The following is a 16,909-nucleotide window of genomic DNA, read 5'->3' on the forward strand; positions in this document are numbered from 1 at the left end:
CGGCTGCTTACCCAACCTGCCGTGCCAGAGCAACTGCCGCAAAGGCAGAGCTGGCCCCTTACCGGCGGGTAAACGTCCAGTAAAGAGGTTGACGGCCAGCCGCAATGGCTTTGGCTTCGTACCGTGTGGGGAACCAGCCTTCTGGCCGTTCCGTCACGGGAGCCGGGGCGTCAAAATACGGTTGGGCGGACATAACTTCCTCAACCCATGCCTGATAGGTCGGGTCATCGCTCGCCACGCGCCATACGGCACCGGGCTTGAGCACGCGGGCCACAAGCTCAACGTTGTGCGGATGCACAAAGCGGCGCTTGGCGTGACGCCCTTTGGGCCACGGGTCCGGGAACATCAGAAAGAGGCGGTCCACCGAGGCATCCGGCATGGCTTTAAGCAGAATGCGGGCATCATCATCCCACAGACGCAGCATGTCCGGGATAGGTGCGGTTGCTTCTTCTTCCACAGGCACAAGGCGCGTGAGAAGTGAGCACAGACCGTTATGAAAGACTTCTGAGGCAATATAGCCGACATCGGGGTGCGCATTGTGCTGCGCGTAGGAGTGCTCTCCTCCCCCAAAGCCGACTTCAAACCAGATTTGTGACGGCGTTTTACCAAAGCCGTCTGCTGGTGTGCCTGCCTTGTCTAGCGGAAAGCGCAGCCGTGGCAGCGCTTCTTCCAACAAACGCTCCTGACGAGGACGCAGCGGATGCCCGCGTTGCCGCCCATAAAGCCTTTCGGGCGGCGGCTTGACATCTGGTGCGCGTACGTCCTCCGTCATGATACGTGGCAGTCCCTTAAATTAGCGGTTAAGGGCGCTGCGCAGAGCGTTAACCAGGTCGGTACGCTCCCAGGTGAAGTTGTCACGGGCATCGTCTGGCGTACGACCGAAGTGACCATAGGCTGAAGTTTCAGCATAGATCGGGCGGTTGAGGCGCAGATGCTTACGGATACCGCGTGGCGTCAGGTCCATAACGTCCCGCAGGATGGCGCCCAGACGGGCTTCATCCACGTCCTTGCCGGTTTCATCCAGGTCCACATAGACAGACAGCGGATGAGACACGCCAATGGCGTAAGAAAGCTGGATGGTACAACGGTCAGCAAGACCGGCAGCCACAACGTTCTTGGCCAGATAGCGGCAGGCATAGGCTGCGGAGCGGTCAACCTTCGTGGGGTCTTTACCAGAGAAAGCACCGCCACCGTGAGGGGCTGCACCACCATAGGTATCCACAATGATTTTGCGCCCTGTCAGGCCGCAGTCGCCATCTGGACCGCCGATCACGAACACGCCCGTTGGGTTGACGTAGAATTCTTTATCTTCCGGCATCCAGCCTTCTGGCAGAATACCACGCACCACATCGCCAAGGCGTTCACGCAGATCTGCCTGATTGATACCAGCATCATGCTGCGTGGAGATCACGACAGAGGTTGCCTTAACCGGGCGACCATTGGCGTAATGCAGTGTCACCTGGCTTTTTGCGTCAGGCTGCAAGCCTGCCACGCGGGCATCGCCAGCACGACGCAGGTCACGCATAGTGTGCAGGATGCGGTGTGCATAATAGATTGGGGCTGGCATCAGGGTGTCGGTTTCGTTCGATGCGTAACCGAACATGATCCCCTGATCGCCTGCGCCTTCGTCCTTGTCGCCTGCGCTGTCAACGCCAACAGCAATGTCAGCAGACTGGGCATGCAGGTAATTGGAGGCATCAGCCTTACGCCAGGAGAAACCTTCCTGATCGTAGCCAATATCTTTCACGGCATCACGTGCGGCCTGAATCAGGCCTTCAGACGTGACGGAAGCGGGGCCACGGACCTCACCTGCCAGAATGATACGGTTGGTGGTGACCATGGTTTCACAGGCCACGCGTGCTTCCGGGTCTGCTGCAAGGTAGGCATCGAGAACAGTATCGCTGATCCGGTCCGCAACCTTGTCGGGATGACCTTCAGATACAGATTCTGAAGTGAACAGGAAATCGCCGTCTTTACGCATGATGGTGCCGTCTGCCCCACGCACTGTGAAATAGGAATTGTGAGCGCCGCCTTAATAAAAGGCGACGGAACCGTGTGGCGGAATAGTGGCCGCGGGTCAAGTGTATTGCGGCTATGCAGATGCATTTGGTCTGATACCCCGAGCATCTAGCACCGTATCTTAATGGTTCATTTCACCTGAATTATCCGCAAAATTCATGGTGGATTCAGTGTGTGGCCATAGTCTTTTTATTCACAGGCACAGATCGTAAATAATTATTGCTGTCATGCTTGCCATACCATACGAAAATGATTTTCTGATATTAGAACTCATTTATAACGAGATTTTAGAATGCCTCTTAAACATGCCTTATGGCGCATTGCTTCAACGCCTTCTGCACTATCAGAGGGCGTGCTTCCCAGTGAAGCTCTCTTAGAAAATATGATTGTTGCCGAACCAGCAATCTTATCCCGAGAATGGATGATTGTCGGCCGTCAGGAAGTTACGGGGTCGGGTGGCCGGATTGACCTGTTGGCCCTAGCGCCGGATGGCTCTCTCATTCTCATTGAGTTAAAACGTGACAAAACGCCCCGTGATGTTGTGGCTCAAGCTTTGGATTATGCGTGTTGGGCTTCTACTTTAAAGGCACAGGATCTGGAACGCATTTACAGCCGATTCACAAACCAGAATCTGGCTACGGCATTTGAAGCCCGGTTTAACACGCCTTTTGACGAAGAAACCGTTAATCAAAGCCATCAAATTGTGATTGTCGCTTCACGCCTTGATTCAGCAAGCGAACGGATTGTCAACTATCTTAACCAGCGGGACATTCCCATTAACGTGCTATTTTTTCAGGTTTTCGATACTGACCACGGCCAACTCTTAAGCCGATCATGGTTATTAGACCCTGTCGAGACTCAAACAGCGGCAGCAGTCAACGCCAAACCCGCACTTAAAGAACCGTGGAACGGTGAGTATTATGCGTGCTTTGGTCATGATGGCAGCAGAAACTGGGATGAAGCTAGGAAATATGGTTTTATTTCTGCCGGCGGGGGTGGCTGGTATAGTGGCACCCTAAACCTTCTGAAAGCGGGGGATCTGGTTTGGGTGCGTGTGCCTAAAGTAGGTTATGTGGGCGTTGGAAGAGTAAAAGGCAGCGCTCTTCCTGCTGATGAATTTATACTTCGTGATGAACAGGGCACTGAACGCCCCGCCCTAGAGATTCTGAAAGAAAGCTCTTACCACTCCCACCTGCTTGATGACCCAGATGGGCGTGAGGTGTTCGTTCCCATCCATTGGCTTGAAACCCGCCCCCTACAGGAGGCAGTCAATGAAACCGGTCTATTTGGCAACCAAAACACCGTATGTGCCCCGAAAACCCCAGCATGGCGCCATACGACAGACCGGCTGAAATCTTTTTTCCCGCAGTGGAACGCAAACAGCTAAAAGCTTCACGATACCGGCGGCAAACCCAGCACATGGTCCATACCGTAGTAACCGGGGGGCTGGGTGGCGGCCCATTGGGCGGCGCGTACGGCCCCGGCCGCAAAAATACGGCGGTCAAAGGCACGGTGGGTCAGGATGATCTGCTCATCCGCCGAGGTGAACATGACTTCGTGCTCCCCTACAATCTGGCCACCGCGCAAAGCCGCAAAGCCGATATCGCCGGTTTTGCGGGGGCCTGTATGGCCATCCCGCCCGCTGTCCCGCACATCCGCCAACTTGACACCGCGACCCTGGGCCACGGCCTCCCCAATGGCCAGAGCCGTGCCAGAAGGGGCATCCACTTTTTGACGGTGATGCATTTCTACAATTTCAGCATCATATGTCTGGGCTGGCAGGGTGCGCCCCATGATCTGGGCCAGACGCTGCACCAGCGTGACACCTGGCGAGAAGTTGGCGGCATGAACAACCACGATTGTCTTTGCCGCACCCTCAACAGCCTCCTGCTGCACGGCGGAAAGGCCGGTTGTTCCCAACACCCATGCTGTCCCTTGTGCGGCCAGTGCCTGAGCATGTGCCTCCGCCGTATCGGCATGGGTGAAGTCAATGACCACATCGCTCACGGCGGCCAGATCAGTAATATCCGCAAACACCGGGACGGATGCAGGCAGCCCCTTTACCGCTGCGGGGTTACGCGCCGTGCCGCCTGACAGGATTAGGCCGGCCGCAGCCACTTCTTCCACCAGCAACTGACCCACGCGGCCAGAAATACCGGCTATCCCTACCCGAAGATGCGACTGTGACATGCTGTTACCGCCCCTTACCCTACGTTACGTGCCCTAAAAGGGTTAGCAGCTCTTGTTTTCAAAGAAGTCCCGCACGCGGGCGAAGAACCCGCTGTGCTCCGGGCTGCCTTTAACGTTCTCGCCGGCTTCTTTCTCAAACTCTTCCAGCAGCTCGCGCTGGCGTTTGTTGAGGTGCTGCGGGGTTTCGACCGTAACCTGAATATACATATCGCCCCGTGCGCCAGAACGCAGGACCGAGAAGCCCTTGCCACGCAGCCGGAAATGCGCCCCGGTCTGGGTACCTGCCGGAATTTTAACCTTGGCACGGTTACCATCAATCACCGGCACTTCAATTTCCGTACCCAGCGCGGCCTGCCCCATACGCAGCGGCACGCGGCAATAAATATTGGCACCGTCACGCTGGAAGATCCCGTGCTCGGACACGGACACATGCACATACAGGTCACCCGGCGGTACGCCCTGAGCGCCAGCTTCCCCCTCACCTGTCACGCGGATGCGTGTTCCGTCTTCAATCCCAGCGGGAATCTGAACACTGATTGTACGTTCTTTTTCCACAGTTCCGGCACCATGGCAGGCCTTGCAGGGGTCTTTAACCGTTTTACCAGAGCCGTGGCAGGTGGGGCATGGGCGTTCTACAACAAAGAAGCCCTGTGCCGCCCGCACCTTGCCTGCGCCGTGACAGCTTGGGCAGACTGCAACACCTGCAGCCCCATCGTTAGAACCAGTGCCGTGGCAGGAGTCACACGCCACACGGGTGATGATGCGGACATCCTTCTTCACACCGGTGAAGGCTTCTTCCAGTGTTACATCCACATGGGTCTGGATATCATTACCGGTACGGGCCGCGCCACCACCACGGCGGCCGCCCATCATGTCTCCAAACATCTGCTCGAAAATATCGCCCAGACCACCAGCCCCGGCACCGCCAAAGCCGTTGAAGTCAAAGCCGCCGGGGCCACCGCCGCCACCGTTTTCAAACGCTGCATGACCAAAGCGGTCATAGGCTGCCCGTTTCTGCTCGTCTTTCAGGACGTCATAGGCCTGATTGACTTCCTTGAACTTGGCTTCAGCCGATTCATCACCGGGGTTGCGGTCCGGGTGATACTTCATGGCCATCTTACGATAGGCTTTTTTAAGGTCGTCTGCCGATGCTGTGCGGGAGACTTCAAGCGTTTCGTAGTAGTCAATCTGAATGGCCATGGGGGTCCTCGTGCAACGGGCTGCCTCTTAGCAAGCGCAGCCTATGTCTAGATATGACAAAGGCGTCCGCCTTACTGAGAAGCACGGACGCCAGAAAAAAAGAGTGCCTTGGCAAGGGGTTACCCCCCTGCCGCAGCTATAGTCGCGTCCTATCAGGACTTTTTGTCGTTAACGTCTTCGAAGTCGGCATCAACGATTTTTTCGTCGTTTGGCTTGGCGTCCGCACCACCGGCAGCAGCCGCACCTTCTTCAGCCTGACCAGCCTTATACACAGCTTCACCAATTTTCATGGCGGCCTGTGTCAGGCGTTCAGATGCTGTTTTGATTGCTTCAGCATCCGTGCCTTCAAGAGCTTTTTTGGTTTCAGCAATTGCTTCTTCCGCAGCCGTCTTGTCAGCAGCAGGCACTTTGTCGCCAGCTTCAGTCAGAGACTTTTCAACCTGGTTCACCAGGCTTTCTGCGTTGTTGCGTGCTTCAACCTGCTCGCGCTTGGCTTTATCAGCTTCAGCGTTAGCTTCAGCGTCTTTCACCATCTGCTCGATATCGCTGTCAGACAGACCGCCAGAAGCCTGGATCTTGATCTGCTGTTCTTTGCCGGTTGCCTTGTCTTTAGCAGACACGGACACAATGCCGTTGGCATCGATATCGAACGTCACTTCAATCTGCGGCACGCCACGGGGAGCCGGAGCAATACCTGTCAGGTCAAAGTTACCCAGCAGCTTGTTATCGGCTGCCATTTCACGCTCGCCCTGGAAGACCTTAATGGTCACAGCGCTCTGGTTGTCATCCGCCGTGGAGAAGGTCTGGCTCTTCTTGGTCGGGATTGTGGTGTTACGGTCGATCAGGCGGGTAAACACGCCACCCAGGGTTTCAATACCCAGAGACAGCGGAGTTACGTCCAGCAGCAGAACGTCTTTCACATCACCCTTCAGCACGGCACCCTGAATAGCGGCACCAATAGCCACCACTTCGTCCGGGTTCACGTTACGGGCAGGGTCTTTACCGAAGAAGTCTTTAACCGCGTCGATCACTTTTGGCATGCGGGTCATACCGCCAACCAGAATGACTTCATCGATTTCAGAAGCAGAAACGCCTGCGTCTTTCAGGGCAGCTTTGCAAGGCTCAAGCGTACGCTGGATCAGGTCATCAACAAGGCTTTCCAGCTTGGCGCGGGTCAGCTTGACCACAAGGTGCTTCGGACCGGAAGCATCTGCGGTGATGAACGGCAGGTTGATTTCTGTTTCCTTGGAAGAAGACAGTTCGATCTTGGCTTTTTCTGCTGCTTCCTTCAGACGCTGGAGAGCCAGCTTGTCGGAGCGCAGGTCAATACCCTGTTCGCGTTTGAATTCGTCTGCCAGGAAGCCGATGATGCGGTTATCAAAGTCTTCACCACCCAGGAACGTATCCCCGTTGGTGGATTTCACTTCGATCACGCCGTCAGAAATTTCCAGCACGGACACGTCAAACGTACCGCCACCAAGGTCATAAACTGCAACCGTACCGCCGCTTTTCTTTTCCATGCCGTAAGCAAGGGCAGCAGCCGTTGGTTCGTTGATGATACGCAGCACTTCCAGACCAGCAATGCGGCCTGCATCTTTGGTGGCCTGACGCTGGGCATCGTTAAAGTAAGCCGGAACCGTAATAACGGCCTGCGTTACTTTTTCACCAAGGTAAGCCTCGGCTGTTTCTTTCATCTTGCCGAGCACGAAAGCGGAAATCTGGGAAGGGGCATATTTTGTGCCGCGCGCTTCCACCCATGCATCCCCATTGTCACCTTTGACAATGGCGTAGGGCACCATTTCCTTGTCTTTCTGCACGGTAGCGTCATCAAAACGACGACCGATCAGACGCTTTACAGCATACAGCGTGTTGGTGGGGTTGGTAACGGCCTGGCGTTTTGCAGCCTGACCGACCAGCATTTCACCACCTTCAGTGAAAGCCACCATAGACGGCGTGGTGCGTGCACCTTCGCTGTTTTCAATAACCCGGTTTTCACTGCCTTCACGTACGGATACGCAGGAGTTGGTTGTACCAAGGTCAATACCAATAACTTTACTCATATCTTCATTCTCCTTCAGCGACCCAGCCTGGCCCGAAGCACCGGGCGGGGTCCTAATCTCTCTGCCGTACCCTTTAATGCGGGGCGGCGTGAGTGTTGAACCTGATGTATGGTGTGCCCCGGCGTGTTTCAAGTGCGGCGCAAGGGGTTGGCAACAAAATTATTACCCCACCATACGGTAAGTCTGTGCCGTGTTTACTCCGGCGCTTTTGCAACCACAACCATGGCTGGTTTGAGCAGGCGGCCATGCAGGGTCCAGGTTGGGGTCCAGGCTTGCATAACTGTGCCGGGCGTGTGGTCCGGGCTTGGCTGTTCTGCCATGGCCTGATGCAGGTTGGCGTCAAAAACCTTACCCTGCGGGTCGTCACACTTCACGCCGTGACGCTCCAGAATGGAGATGAAAGAGCGTTCCGTGCTTTCAATGCCTTCACGCATTTTGGTCAGCACGCTGTCTTCCCCTTCCTGCGCGGCAGGCAGGTTGTGCAAAGCGCGGCGCAGGTTTTCTGCGGCTTCCACAACGTCACGGGCAAATTTCTGCACCGCGTACTGGCGGGCATCATCCACATCACGCTTGGCGCGGGTGCGCAGGTTCTGGTTCTCGGCTTCGGCACGCAGCCATTTTTCCTTGAACTCAGCAGCTTCCTGCTCAAGCTTCTGGGCTGCATCCTCCGCCGGAGCGGCTGGGTCTGCGTGGTCTTCCGCTTCAGGAGCTACCGCGTCCTGAGGCTGGAAAATCTTTTCGGCGTCGGTCGGCTCAGCCGGCTGGGCGCCGTGTGTCTGGTCTGTGTCGTGGGTCATGCCCTATGAAGTAAGCAACACACCCAAAACCGACAAGACCCAGAGGGTCGTTCCTGTGTCGATTTTACACGACGCGCTACCCGTGCTTCAAAAACACAGGCAAGAGAAAAATTGCGCCCAGTGGCGTAAGCAAAGCAATGCGCGTATGCTAACAGGCTTGCGTTGATGGCGAGGAAGGACACGCACACAATGGTAGAGCGGACCAAGCAGACAATCGCGCTGGTTGACGATGACCGCAATATCCTGACCTCGGTACAAATGACTCTGGAAGCAGAAGGCTTTCAGGTGCGCACCTATACCGATGGCGAATCGGCCTTGCAGGGATTGACTGCCTACCCCGTCGATCTGGCCGTACTGGATGTCAAAATGCCCCGCATGGACGGTATGGAACTATTGCAGCGTTTGCGGGCACGCTCCCACCTGCCGGTTATCTTTCTGTCCTCCAAGGACGAGGAAGTAGACCAGTTGATGGGCCTGCGCCTTGGGGCGGATGATTATATTACCAAACCTTTCTCTCAACGGTTGCTGCTGGAGCGCATACGCGCCCTGCTGCGCCGGAACGAGGTAAGCCGGGCAGAAGCCAGCGGAACCCCTGTTGGGGGTGCACTGGTGCGTGGGTCTCTCTCCCTTGATGAACTCCGCCATAAATGCACCTGGAACGGGCAGGATGTCCCCCTGACCGTAACAGAGTTCCTGCTGGTCAAAACGCTGGCGATGCGCCCCGGCCTTGTGAAGTCCCGCGACCAGTTGATTGACGCCGCCTATGGTGACACCGTGTATGTGGATGACCGGACCATTGACAGCCACATCAAACGGGTTCGCAAAAAATTCCGGCAGGTGGACGATAACTTCAACCAGATTGAAACCCTGTACGGTATTGGCTACCGCTACCGCGAAGACTGAGCACCGGCCATGACCCGCCGGACCCGCATGTCTGTCTCCTCGTCACTGACCCGCCTGCGCAGCCTGCGCAGCCTGCGCAGACCGGGGCAGAGCACGCTGGAAGGCGGCGGAAAACCTCCGCTACCGCACGACCCCTCCCGCAAACGGCTTGTTTCCCCGCTCATGCGGCGCATCATGCTGGTTAATATCCTACCCTTGGCCCTGCTGGCCGTGACCATGCTGTTCCTCAACCAGTTCCGGAACAGTCTGCTGGCAACCGAGGTCACGGCCCTGCGTGAACAAGCCCGCATTTATGCCGGGGCCTTGGGGGAAAGCGCTGTGCGGAGCGGCAAGGGCCGCAACACAGACCCGGATGGCGGTTTCAAGCTGGAATCGTCTCCGGCAAGCCGGATGTTGCTCCGTCTGACGGAGCCAAGCCCGAGCGCCCATGCCCGCCTGTTTGCGCCCGATGGCCAATTGGTAGCAGATAATCTGGCTGACCTGCCGGGGGCAGTTATTCCTGCGGTTGGCGCACCGCCCCGCAAGGGAGACCACACGCCCCCCCGCTCCATGCACACTATTCCACTGGATGAACCGGGCTTTTTTGAACGGGCTTTGACGTGGATCTGGACGAACCATAACTCTGACATTGTCACTCTGGGCACAAACGAGGCCGATATTCCCGCCGACCCGGCCCACCCGACAGAGGCCCGTGGTCCGGATGTCCGCCCTCCCCCTGAAGCGCCGCCCTATATTCGCCGCACAGCCAATGGGCGGCTGATTATCACGGTGGCTGAACCTGTCATTCATGATGGGCATACCGTGGGGATTATCCAGTTGACCCGCACGGCCTCTCAGGTCGATCGGTCCGTTTTTGCCATCCGCTCCTCCATTCTGTCACTGTTTCTGATGGTGCTGATTATTACCGTGCTGCTGTCATGGTATCTGTCCCTCACCATTGCACGGCCTTTGCTGCGGCTGGCGACCTCCGCACAAGTTATGCGCGAATCCTCTGGCCGGACCGGCACGGTTCCTGCCCGCCTACTGGCAAGGCAAGATGAGATTGGCGATGTAGCGCGTGCCTTGCAGGCCAGTGCCCAGGCGCTGTGGAAACGCATGGACGCCATTGAACGCTTTGCTGCGGATGTAAGCCACGAGATCAAAAATCCGCTCTCATCCATCCGCTCAGCCATTGAGACGCTGCTGCGGATTGAAGACCTGAACCAGCAACGCCGCCTGCTCACCATCATCAATCAGGACGTGCGGCGGCTGGACCGGCTGATTACTGATATTTCTGACGCCAGCAGGCTGGACGCGGAAATGTCACGCGCCAAGGTGGAGCCTGTCTCCATCATGCCGCTCCTCTCGGTTCTGGCGGAAATCCATCAGGCTACCCGCAAGGAAGGCCAGCCTGAGATTGTGACGGAAGTTGAAGGGGATACGGCCGAAAACCCGCTGCGTGTTCTGGCGGTAGAAGATCGACTGGTGCAGGTTTTACGTAACCTGATTGGCAATGCCATCTCGTTCTCACCCCCCAATGGCCGCATTGTTCTGGAAGCAAGACCCGTAGGGAATATGGTGGAATTGGCGGTGAGCGATGAAGGGCCCGGCATTCCGCAAGCCAAGCTCGATTCCATTTTTGACCGTTTTTATTCAGAACGCCCAAAGAACGAGAATTTTGGCCAGCATTCTGGCCTTGGCCTGTCCATCAGCCGCCAGATTGTGGAGGCCCTGCATGGCACTATAGCGGTTGAAAACCGACACAATGCTCAGGGTGGTGTCGATGGAGCACGGTTTATTGTGCGGCTACCCCGCCTGCTGAGCCTGCCAGCTGCGTAAGGCAGCAGCGCTTAGTCAGCCTGCTCGTCGGCCTCTATGCAAAACTCAAACTCAATATCCGCATGGGGTGCGGGCAGAGCTTTGACCCATATGAGTGTGACCGAAGGGGCTATGCTGGAAAACATATGGCGCAGGATAGGCGCACAGGTGTGAAATTCTGCTGCATTGGCAATCAGATACACCACGCGGGTAACATCTGACAGGCTCAGCCCCTGCGCACGCAGCGCGGCAAGACCGTGATCGAGCGCCTCCTGGCATTGCTCTGCCATACTTTGCCCTTCCGGGGCGCCGGAGCGCAGACCTGTCAGCCTGAGCCCCCCGGAAACATGCTCTACCCGCCCTATGCCGCTGGAGTGCGCGCCATACTGAGACTGTGCCGGATTAACCATATTTAAAAAATGCACCCCACCTTGCCTGTTGCACACAGTAAAACTTGTTGTGTGCTGTTAACAATACCATGCCACGCCCCCTGTGTCATGCACAGGACGCAGCCACGCTCTGCCCAGTCAATAAACCACCGACATATTGCGTAACAGGGGGTGAGCCGAGCATACTGTGTCTGGCATTCACAGCAACAACACGTCCGGTCAGGTGGGACCCCCATGACACCCTATTGTATAACAGGCTCTGGAAAGGACATGTCCTGATGTGCGCGGCTGACCTTTATACCCCACGGCGCATCCTGCTTGTATCTGGTCTGTCCGGTGCCGGGAAATCTTCCATCCTGCGCATTCTGGAAGACCTTGATTACGAGGTGATTGATAACCCCCCGTTGGGTATGCTGGATGATATTGTGGCAAGGGCAGAGCAACCCATTGCCATTGGTGTGGACTCGCGCACCCGCGGGTTTGACCCATCTGCCGTGCTGGAAGCCGTGGCGCGGCTGCGCATTAATCCGGCCCTTGCTGTTGAGTTGATTTACGCCACAGCTGAAGAAAGCGTCCTGCTACGCCGCTATACCGCCACCCGCCGCCGCCACCCTCTGGCCGCACATGGCAGCGTAAAAGACGGCATTGACGATGAAATTGCTCTGACCGCCCCCCTGCGCACAGCGGCGGACTTGGTCATTGATACCTCTGACATGCCACCACCAGACCTGCGCCGGTTTGTGGAAAGCCGCTTCAGCCCCTGGCAGGCACGCTCTGGCCAGGGATTGACGGTCGCGCTGATGTCCTTTGCCTTCCCCGCCGGGCTACCGCGGGAGGCAGACATTGTGTTTGATGCCCGTTTTTTGCAAAACCCACATTATGACCCGCAACTGGCCCCAAAAACCGGGCTGGATGCTGATGTGGCAGAGTATGTTGCCAAAGACCCTGACTATCCGCAGTTCCTGAACCAGATTCACGCCATGCTGCAACTGGTGCTGCCCCGCTTTGTGCAGGAAGGTAAGAAATACGCCACTATTGCCATTGGGTGCTCAGGAGGGCGGCACCGGTCCGTCACCTTGGTAGAGGCCTTGGCAGAACGGCTCTCAGCGCCAGATGGCATGGGTCATTATAAAGGTTCTGGCCAGTGGCCTATCATGATCATGCATCGGGAACTGGCACGGCAGGGCCTGAGCGGTTGGCGCTGGGCACGGAAACCGGTTGATACCGCAAGTAGCTGAAGCTACTCGCGCGGCTCTGTTAGGGGTCGTTAGGGTTTAGTGCGGTTTGCCGCAACGGTGCGTGCACTTGATGCGCATAGAGCATTTTGCGGTCTTCTGGTGTCCAAGTGTGATGACAAGGCGTGCCCTGAAACACAGTGCCGAGGGTCCAGAGCAGTATTTACTTGGGTAAGGGACTGGCACACCCTCTCGTTTTACAAGCAGAATCGAAAGCCAGTGAGTATGGCGTGAGCCACCATCCTTTCACTCATCTGTCGATACAACAGAGCGGCACTAGAAAAGACTTTTCCACAAAACGTATTTTTCGGAAAAGATATCTGAAACACGAGGAAAAATTTTACGGCTTTGAAAAACAACAAAGCCGTAAAAATTCATAACAAAAAAAATAAGTTTTTAGATCTTATTTTTTAAATTCTGACGCTGGCACATCGGCTTTCACACCCCCGAAATGCGCCAGAATATAAGACGACAGCGCTGCAAGTTCATCCGCGGTGTAGCCCTTTTCAAAACTGGGCATAAACACTTTACCTTGGTCTGTTTCCAAACTTGTTCCTGTTAAAAGCACTTGGACGATATTGCTGGCCGCAGGGTCAGAAACACTATGTGCACCTGCTAGCGCAGCCCAGTCAGATTGACGGCCCAACCCATTTGCAAGGTGACAGCCTGCACATGCCTGAGCAAACAGCGCCTCTCCGCGTTTATAGGTGGTGGAGAGAGGGGCGTTTGCGGGTGGCATATCTTGCGCTACAGGGCCTTTGGCAATTGGCGCAATGCTCCGGAAATATGTCATCATGGCGGAAATGTCGCTGGGTGTCATATAACGCAGCCCGTGCTCAACGGCTTCTGCCATGGGGCCAGACGCGGCCCCTCTCCCCACAGCTTTGCCGGTGGACAGATAGGAGGAGAGTTGCTCATCCGTCCAGTCGCCCAGGCCATGCTCTTTGTCTGATGTCAGGTTATAGGCCTTCCACCCAACCTGAACGGCACCGGCATAAGCCTTGCTGCTTAAACCGTAGGTAAAGTTCCGGGGTGTATGGCACTGACTGCAATGACCAAGGGCTTCTGTAAGGTAAGCGCCACGGTTCCATTCTGGTGAGCGGTTGCTGTCGGGCTCGAAGCGTTTATTTGGGTTATTCAGCCAGTTCCAAAATACCATGCCCCATCTCTGGTTAAACGGAAAGACCAGCGTGTTCTGTGGTGTTTCTGCTTTTTCAGGGTGGAGACTGAACAGATACGCCTTGATGGCCAGAGCATCATCGTCACTCAACAAGGTGTAAGCTGTATACGGCATAACCGGGTATAAATGCTTGCCGCCACGGCCTACGCCTTCACGCAGGGCCTTCAGCCATTCTGCGTCTGTGTAACCGCCAATACCACTTTGCATATCAGGCGTAATATTAACCGCATAAACCGTGCCAAATGGCAGAGGGAAAGGCCGCCCCCCTGTCAGTTTCTTGCTATCTGGGGCAGTATGGCACGCTGCACAGTCAGCAGCCCGAAACAGATATTCTCCTTTTTCGATTATCTCGTTTTGATTGGGTGCCGATGTAGCAGCCGTCTGGCCAAAAGCCGTGTGGCTCCCTATTCCGGCAACAAGAGCGGTGAGTAGAGCGTAACGTAACAGCATTACACGGCATCCTTTCCAAATTGTTTGGCAAAGGGAATGCGGCGTAACCGTTTGCCCGTGGCAGCAAATAAGGCATTGGCCAGCGCTGGCGCTGCGGCAACTGTGCCGACCTCCCCAATCCCACCAATTTTTGCGTCTGCATTTGGCAGGATGTGGACATGAATGTCGGGCGCCTCACTCAGGCGCATCATGCGATAATTATGAAAATTTGACTGCTCAACACGTCCATTTTTCAAAGTGATTTCATTATAAAGTGCCATGGTAAAGCCAAAAATAAGACCACCCTGTATTTGGGACACAACACCATCGGGGAAAACAACCGGGCCACAATCAACCGCACTATGGGCGCTGAGGATGTGAATTTGACCGTCTTTCTCAACCTTGACCTCAACAACGGTCGCGGCCCACGTTTCAAACGAATAGTGCAGCGCCACGCCCATACCATGCCCGTCTGGCAGTGTTTTGCCCCAGCCTGACTGCTTTGCCACTTCATCAAGGAGTTTTATGGCACGCGGTTGGTGTGCTGCCAGTTTCTTGCGTAGGGCCAAAGGGTCCTGACCCGCTTTATGAGCAAGCTCATCAATCATGCTTTCCACCACAAAAACATTGTGGGTTGGCCCGACCCCGCGCCACCAGAGTGTAGTAAGGGCGTCTGGCTCATGCCTAACAAATTCCACCAACTGGTCTGGCATGGTATAGGGCGTTTCTGCGGCACCCTCCACGGCATCCGGGTCAAGCCCGTGGTCCATGTCAGACGGAGACCAGCGTGCGGAGACCGATGAGCCTGTTGTTCTGTGGTGCCAGCCGCTGATTGCGCCGTTGTTCGTTAGTCCGGCAGAAACCCGGTCATAGTAATAAGGGCGAAACTGGTCCTGCGTGATGTCTTCTTCCCGGGTCCAGATCAGCTTAACGGGATAGGACACCTGTTTTGCAAAACGTGCCGCCTGACCAATAGAGTTTGAATCAAGCCTTCTTCCAAACCCTCCACCAATAAGATGGTTATGGATAAAAACTTTCTCGAGTAGCAAGCCTGTTGCATCGGCCACTTCCTGTCTGGCACGGCCAGGAACCTGCGTACCTACCCATACATCCGCGCCATCGGGCCGGATATGTAATGTGGTATTAATAGGTTCCAGCGCTGCATGAGCCAGAAAGGGAAGTTCGTAAACAGCATTGACCCGTGTATGAGCATTCCGTAGCGCATTTTGTACGTTGCCGCGCTTTACGGCAGTGACACCAGACTGGTCTGATGCTTTTTTCATGTCGGCAATAATATCTTCAGTCGAGGTTGTGCTGTTCTTGCCGTAATCCCACTCAGGGCTGGCCATTTCCAACCCTTTTATGGCAGCCCACATATGGTCACCTATGACTGCTATGGCGTCTGGCAACGTCACAACCTCAACCACACCCGGGACAGCAAGGGCAGCCTGTTTGTTGTAGCCGGTAAGGTGACCACCTTTGACAGGACATGCCATGATGCGGCCGACCTTCATGTCCGGTATCTGTGCATCTATACCAAAGCGGGCAGACCCATTGGTCTTTGCTTTGGTATCAACCCTGCGGGGGCTTGTGCCGATAAGCGTAAAGTCAGCCGGTGATTTGAGAGTAATTTTTTCCGGAACTGGCTGATGGCTCGCAAGGTCTGCAAGCGCTCCGTAAGAAAGGCTTTGCCCGGTAGCCTGGTGGGTCACGCGGCCTTCATGCGCCTTGCAGCCTGCGGCTTCCACACCCCAACGCTGGGCTGCGGCGGCAATAAGCATCATACGGGCTGCGGCACCAGCTTCCCGCAAAGAGACCCAGCAATGACGCGTGGAGGACGAACCCCCGGTTTCTTCCTCGCTCGCCCCTTTATCAATATAGGCAGGGTCCGCCGGGGCGGCTTCAACCTGCACCTGATCCAGCCCGACCTCCAGCTCTTCCGCCAGAAGCATTGCAAGACCCGTGTAAATGCCCTGCCCCATTTCAGCATGAGACATGACAAGGATTATGGCCCCCTGTGAGGGAACACGGATAAAGGCATTGGGCTTAAAAAGACTGCCCGTTAACGCATCCTGCGCCTGCGCGGTTTGAATAAGCGGCAAACCGGGCAGAAAAGTTGGAAGCAGCAACCCGCCGCCAACACTCAATGCCCCCCCGATAAATGCGCGCCTTGATGGGGAGACGATTTTTGCTTTTTCAGACATCATGAGAAGCTGCTTTATGAATAGCTTTACGAATACGAACATAGGTGCCGCAACGGCAGATATTGCCCGCCATTGCGTCATCTATTTCCGCATCGCTGGGGTGCGGGGTTTTCTGTAACAGGGCTGTTGCTGTCATGATCTGTCCGGATTGACAGTAGCCGCACTGAATAACTTCCTCATCCAGCCACGCCTGTTGTACGCGAGCCCCTGCCTCTGTCTGGTTAATGGCTTCTATGGTCGTAATATCGCGTCCGGCTGCGGATTGTACGGTCAGAAGGCACGACCTGACAGGCTGTCCATCTACGTGCACGGTACAGGCACCGCATTGCGCAACCCCACACCCATATTTTGTACCCGTAAGATGCAAAATATCTCTTAAAATCCAGAGCACAGGCATATCGCCCGTCACATCTACCGTGTGAAGGGTGCCGTTTACCTTGAGATCAAACTTCATACGTGCAAGTCCACTATAAACAATGAAATATAGTTGTATTTATTATAGGCAT

The 16,909-nt window shown here is 55.7% G+C and carries 14 protein-coding genes; 4 read left to right on the forward strand and 10 right to left on the reverse strand.

Annotation, left to right across the window (positions count from 1 at the left end; genetic code table 11):
* Nucleotides 1–58: 58 nt before the first annotated feature.
* Together trmB and metK are read right to left on the reverse strand one after the other, a co-directional pair.
* Nucleotides 59–772 carry a tRNA (guanine(46)-N(7))-methyltransferase TrmB gene (gene trmB, locus Abci_RS03240; RefSeq protein ID WP_048837730.1) on the reverse strand — a complete coding sequence of 238 codons (714 nt, stop codon included), beginning with the start codon at nucleotides 770–772 and terminating at the stop codon, nucleotides 59–61.
* 21 nt (nucleotides 773–793) lie between these two features.
* Nucleotides 794–1,981 (reverse strand): methionine adenosyltransferase, encoded by a 1,188-nt coding sequence (gene metK, locus Abci_RS03245; RefSeq protein ID WP_048837908.1) that lies wholly within the window; start codon nucleotides 1,979–1,981, stop codon nucleotides 794–796.
* A gap of 330 nt (nucleotides 1,982–2,311) precedes the next feature.
* Between metK and Abci_RS03250 the strand changes: the two genes are divergently transcribed.
* Nucleotides 2,312–3,406, forward strand: coding sequence for a PDDEXK family nuclease (locus Abci_RS03250; protein WP_048837731.1), 1,095 nt, complete (start codon nucleotides 2,312–2,314; stop codon nucleotides 3,404–3,406).
* A gap of 5 nt (nucleotides 3,407–3,411) precedes the next feature.
* Here Abci_RS03250 and dapB read toward each other — a convergent pair whose 3' ends face one another.
* From dapB to Abci_RS03270, 4 genes are all read right to left on the reverse strand, one after another.
* Nucleotides 3,412–4,209, reverse strand: coding sequence for a 4-hydroxy-tetrahydrodipicolinate reductase (gene dapB, locus Abci_RS03255; RefSeq protein WP_048837732.1), 798 nt, complete (start codon nucleotides 4,207–4,209; stop codon nucleotides 3,412–3,414).
* A gap of 42 nt (nucleotides 4,210–4,251) precedes the next feature.
* Nucleotides 4,252–5,409 (reverse strand): molecular chaperone DnaJ, encoded by a 1,158-nt coding sequence (gene dnaJ, locus Abci_RS03260; protein ID WP_048837733.1) that lies wholly within the window; start codon nucleotides 5,407–5,409, stop codon nucleotides 4,252–4,254.
* Nucleotides 5,410–5,561: 152 nt separating this feature from the next.
* Nucleotides 5,562–7,469 (reverse strand): molecular chaperone DnaK, encoded by a 1,908-nt coding sequence (gene dnaK / locus Abci_RS03265; RefSeq protein WP_048837734.1) that lies wholly within the window; start codon nucleotides 7,467–7,469, stop codon nucleotides 5,562–5,564.
* 194 nt (nucleotides 7,470–7,663) lie between these two features.
* Nucleotides 7,664–8,266 carry a nucleotide exchange factor GrpE gene (locus tag Abci_RS03270; protein ID WP_048837735.1) on the reverse strand — a complete coding sequence of 201 codons (603 nt, stop codon included), beginning with the start codon at nucleotides 8,264–8,266 and terminating at the stop codon, nucleotides 7,664–7,666.
* 189 nt (nucleotides 8,267–8,455) lie between these two features.
* Between Abci_RS03270 and Abci_RS03275 the strand changes: the two genes are divergently transcribed.
* Together Abci_RS03275 and Abci_RS03280 are read left to right on the forward strand one after the other, a co-directional pair.
* Nucleotides 8,456–9,169 (forward strand): response regulator transcription factor, encoded by a 714-nt coding sequence (locus tag Abci_RS03275; RefSeq protein ID WP_048837736.1) that lies wholly within the window; start codon nucleotides 8,456–8,458, stop codon nucleotides 9,167–9,169.
* Between the two features lie 9 nt (nucleotides 9,170–9,178).
* Entirely contained in the window at nucleotides 9,179–10,987 is a 1,809-nt protein-coding gene (locus Abci_RS03280) for an ATP-binding protein (RefSeq protein WP_048837737.1), read from the forward strand.
* Between the two features lie 11 nt (nucleotides 10,988–10,998).
* Here Abci_RS03280 and Abci_RS03285 read toward each other — a convergent pair whose 3' ends face one another.
* Nucleotides 10,999–11,376, reverse strand: coding sequence for a Rid family hydrolase (locus Abci_RS03285; RefSeq protein ID WP_048837738.1), 378 nt, complete (start codon nucleotides 11,374–11,376; stop codon nucleotides 10,999–11,001).
* Between the two features lie 257 nt (nucleotides 11,377–11,633).
* Here Abci_RS03285 and rapZ point away from each other — a divergent pair, with 257 nt between their 5' ends.
* The gene (rapZ, locus tag Abci_RS03290; protein WP_086652283.1) at nucleotides 11,634–12,593 is read left to right on the forward strand and encodes an RNase adapter RapZ; all 960 of its coding nucleotides are present in this window, start codon (nucleotides 11,634–11,636) and stop codon (nucleotides 12,591–12,593) included.
* A gap of 400 nt (nucleotides 12,594–12,993) precedes the next feature.
* Here the strand turns inward: rapZ and Abci_RS03295 are convergent, their stop codons facing one another.
* From Abci_RS03295 to Abci_RS03305, 3 genes are read right to left on the reverse strand one after another with little or no spacing between them, the layout of a single operon-like run.
* On the reverse strand, nucleotides 12,994–14,220 hold the full coding sequence (locus Abci_RS03295; RefSeq protein WP_052944755.1) for a cytochrome c: 1,227 nt from the start codon (nucleotides 14,218–14,220) through the stop codon (nucleotides 12,994–12,996).
* A complete protein-coding gene (locus Abci_RS03300) occupies nucleotides 14,220–16,406 on the reverse strand; it encodes a xanthine dehydrogenase family protein molybdopterin-binding subunit (protein WP_244877568.1) in 2,187 nt (728 codons plus the stop codon). Before Abci_RS03300 ends, Abci_RS03295 begins: the two co-directional genes overlap by 1 nt.
* Nucleotides 16,396–16,857 (reverse strand): (2Fe-2S)-binding protein, encoded by a 462-nt coding sequence (locus tag Abci_RS03305; protein ID WP_048837739.1) that lies wholly within the window; start codon nucleotides 16,855–16,857, stop codon nucleotides 16,396–16,398. The genes Abci_RS03300 and Abci_RS03305 overlap by 11 nt, the downstream gene beginning before the upstream one ends.
* Between the last annotated feature and the right edge of the window lie 52 nt (nucleotides 16,858–16,909).

This window comes from Acetobacter cibinongensis, from assembly GCF_000963925.1.
In the GTDB taxonomy this organism is placed as follows: domain Bacteria; phylum Pseudomonadota; class Alphaproteobacteria; order Acetobacterales; family Acetobacteraceae; genus Acetobacter; species Acetobacter cibinongensis.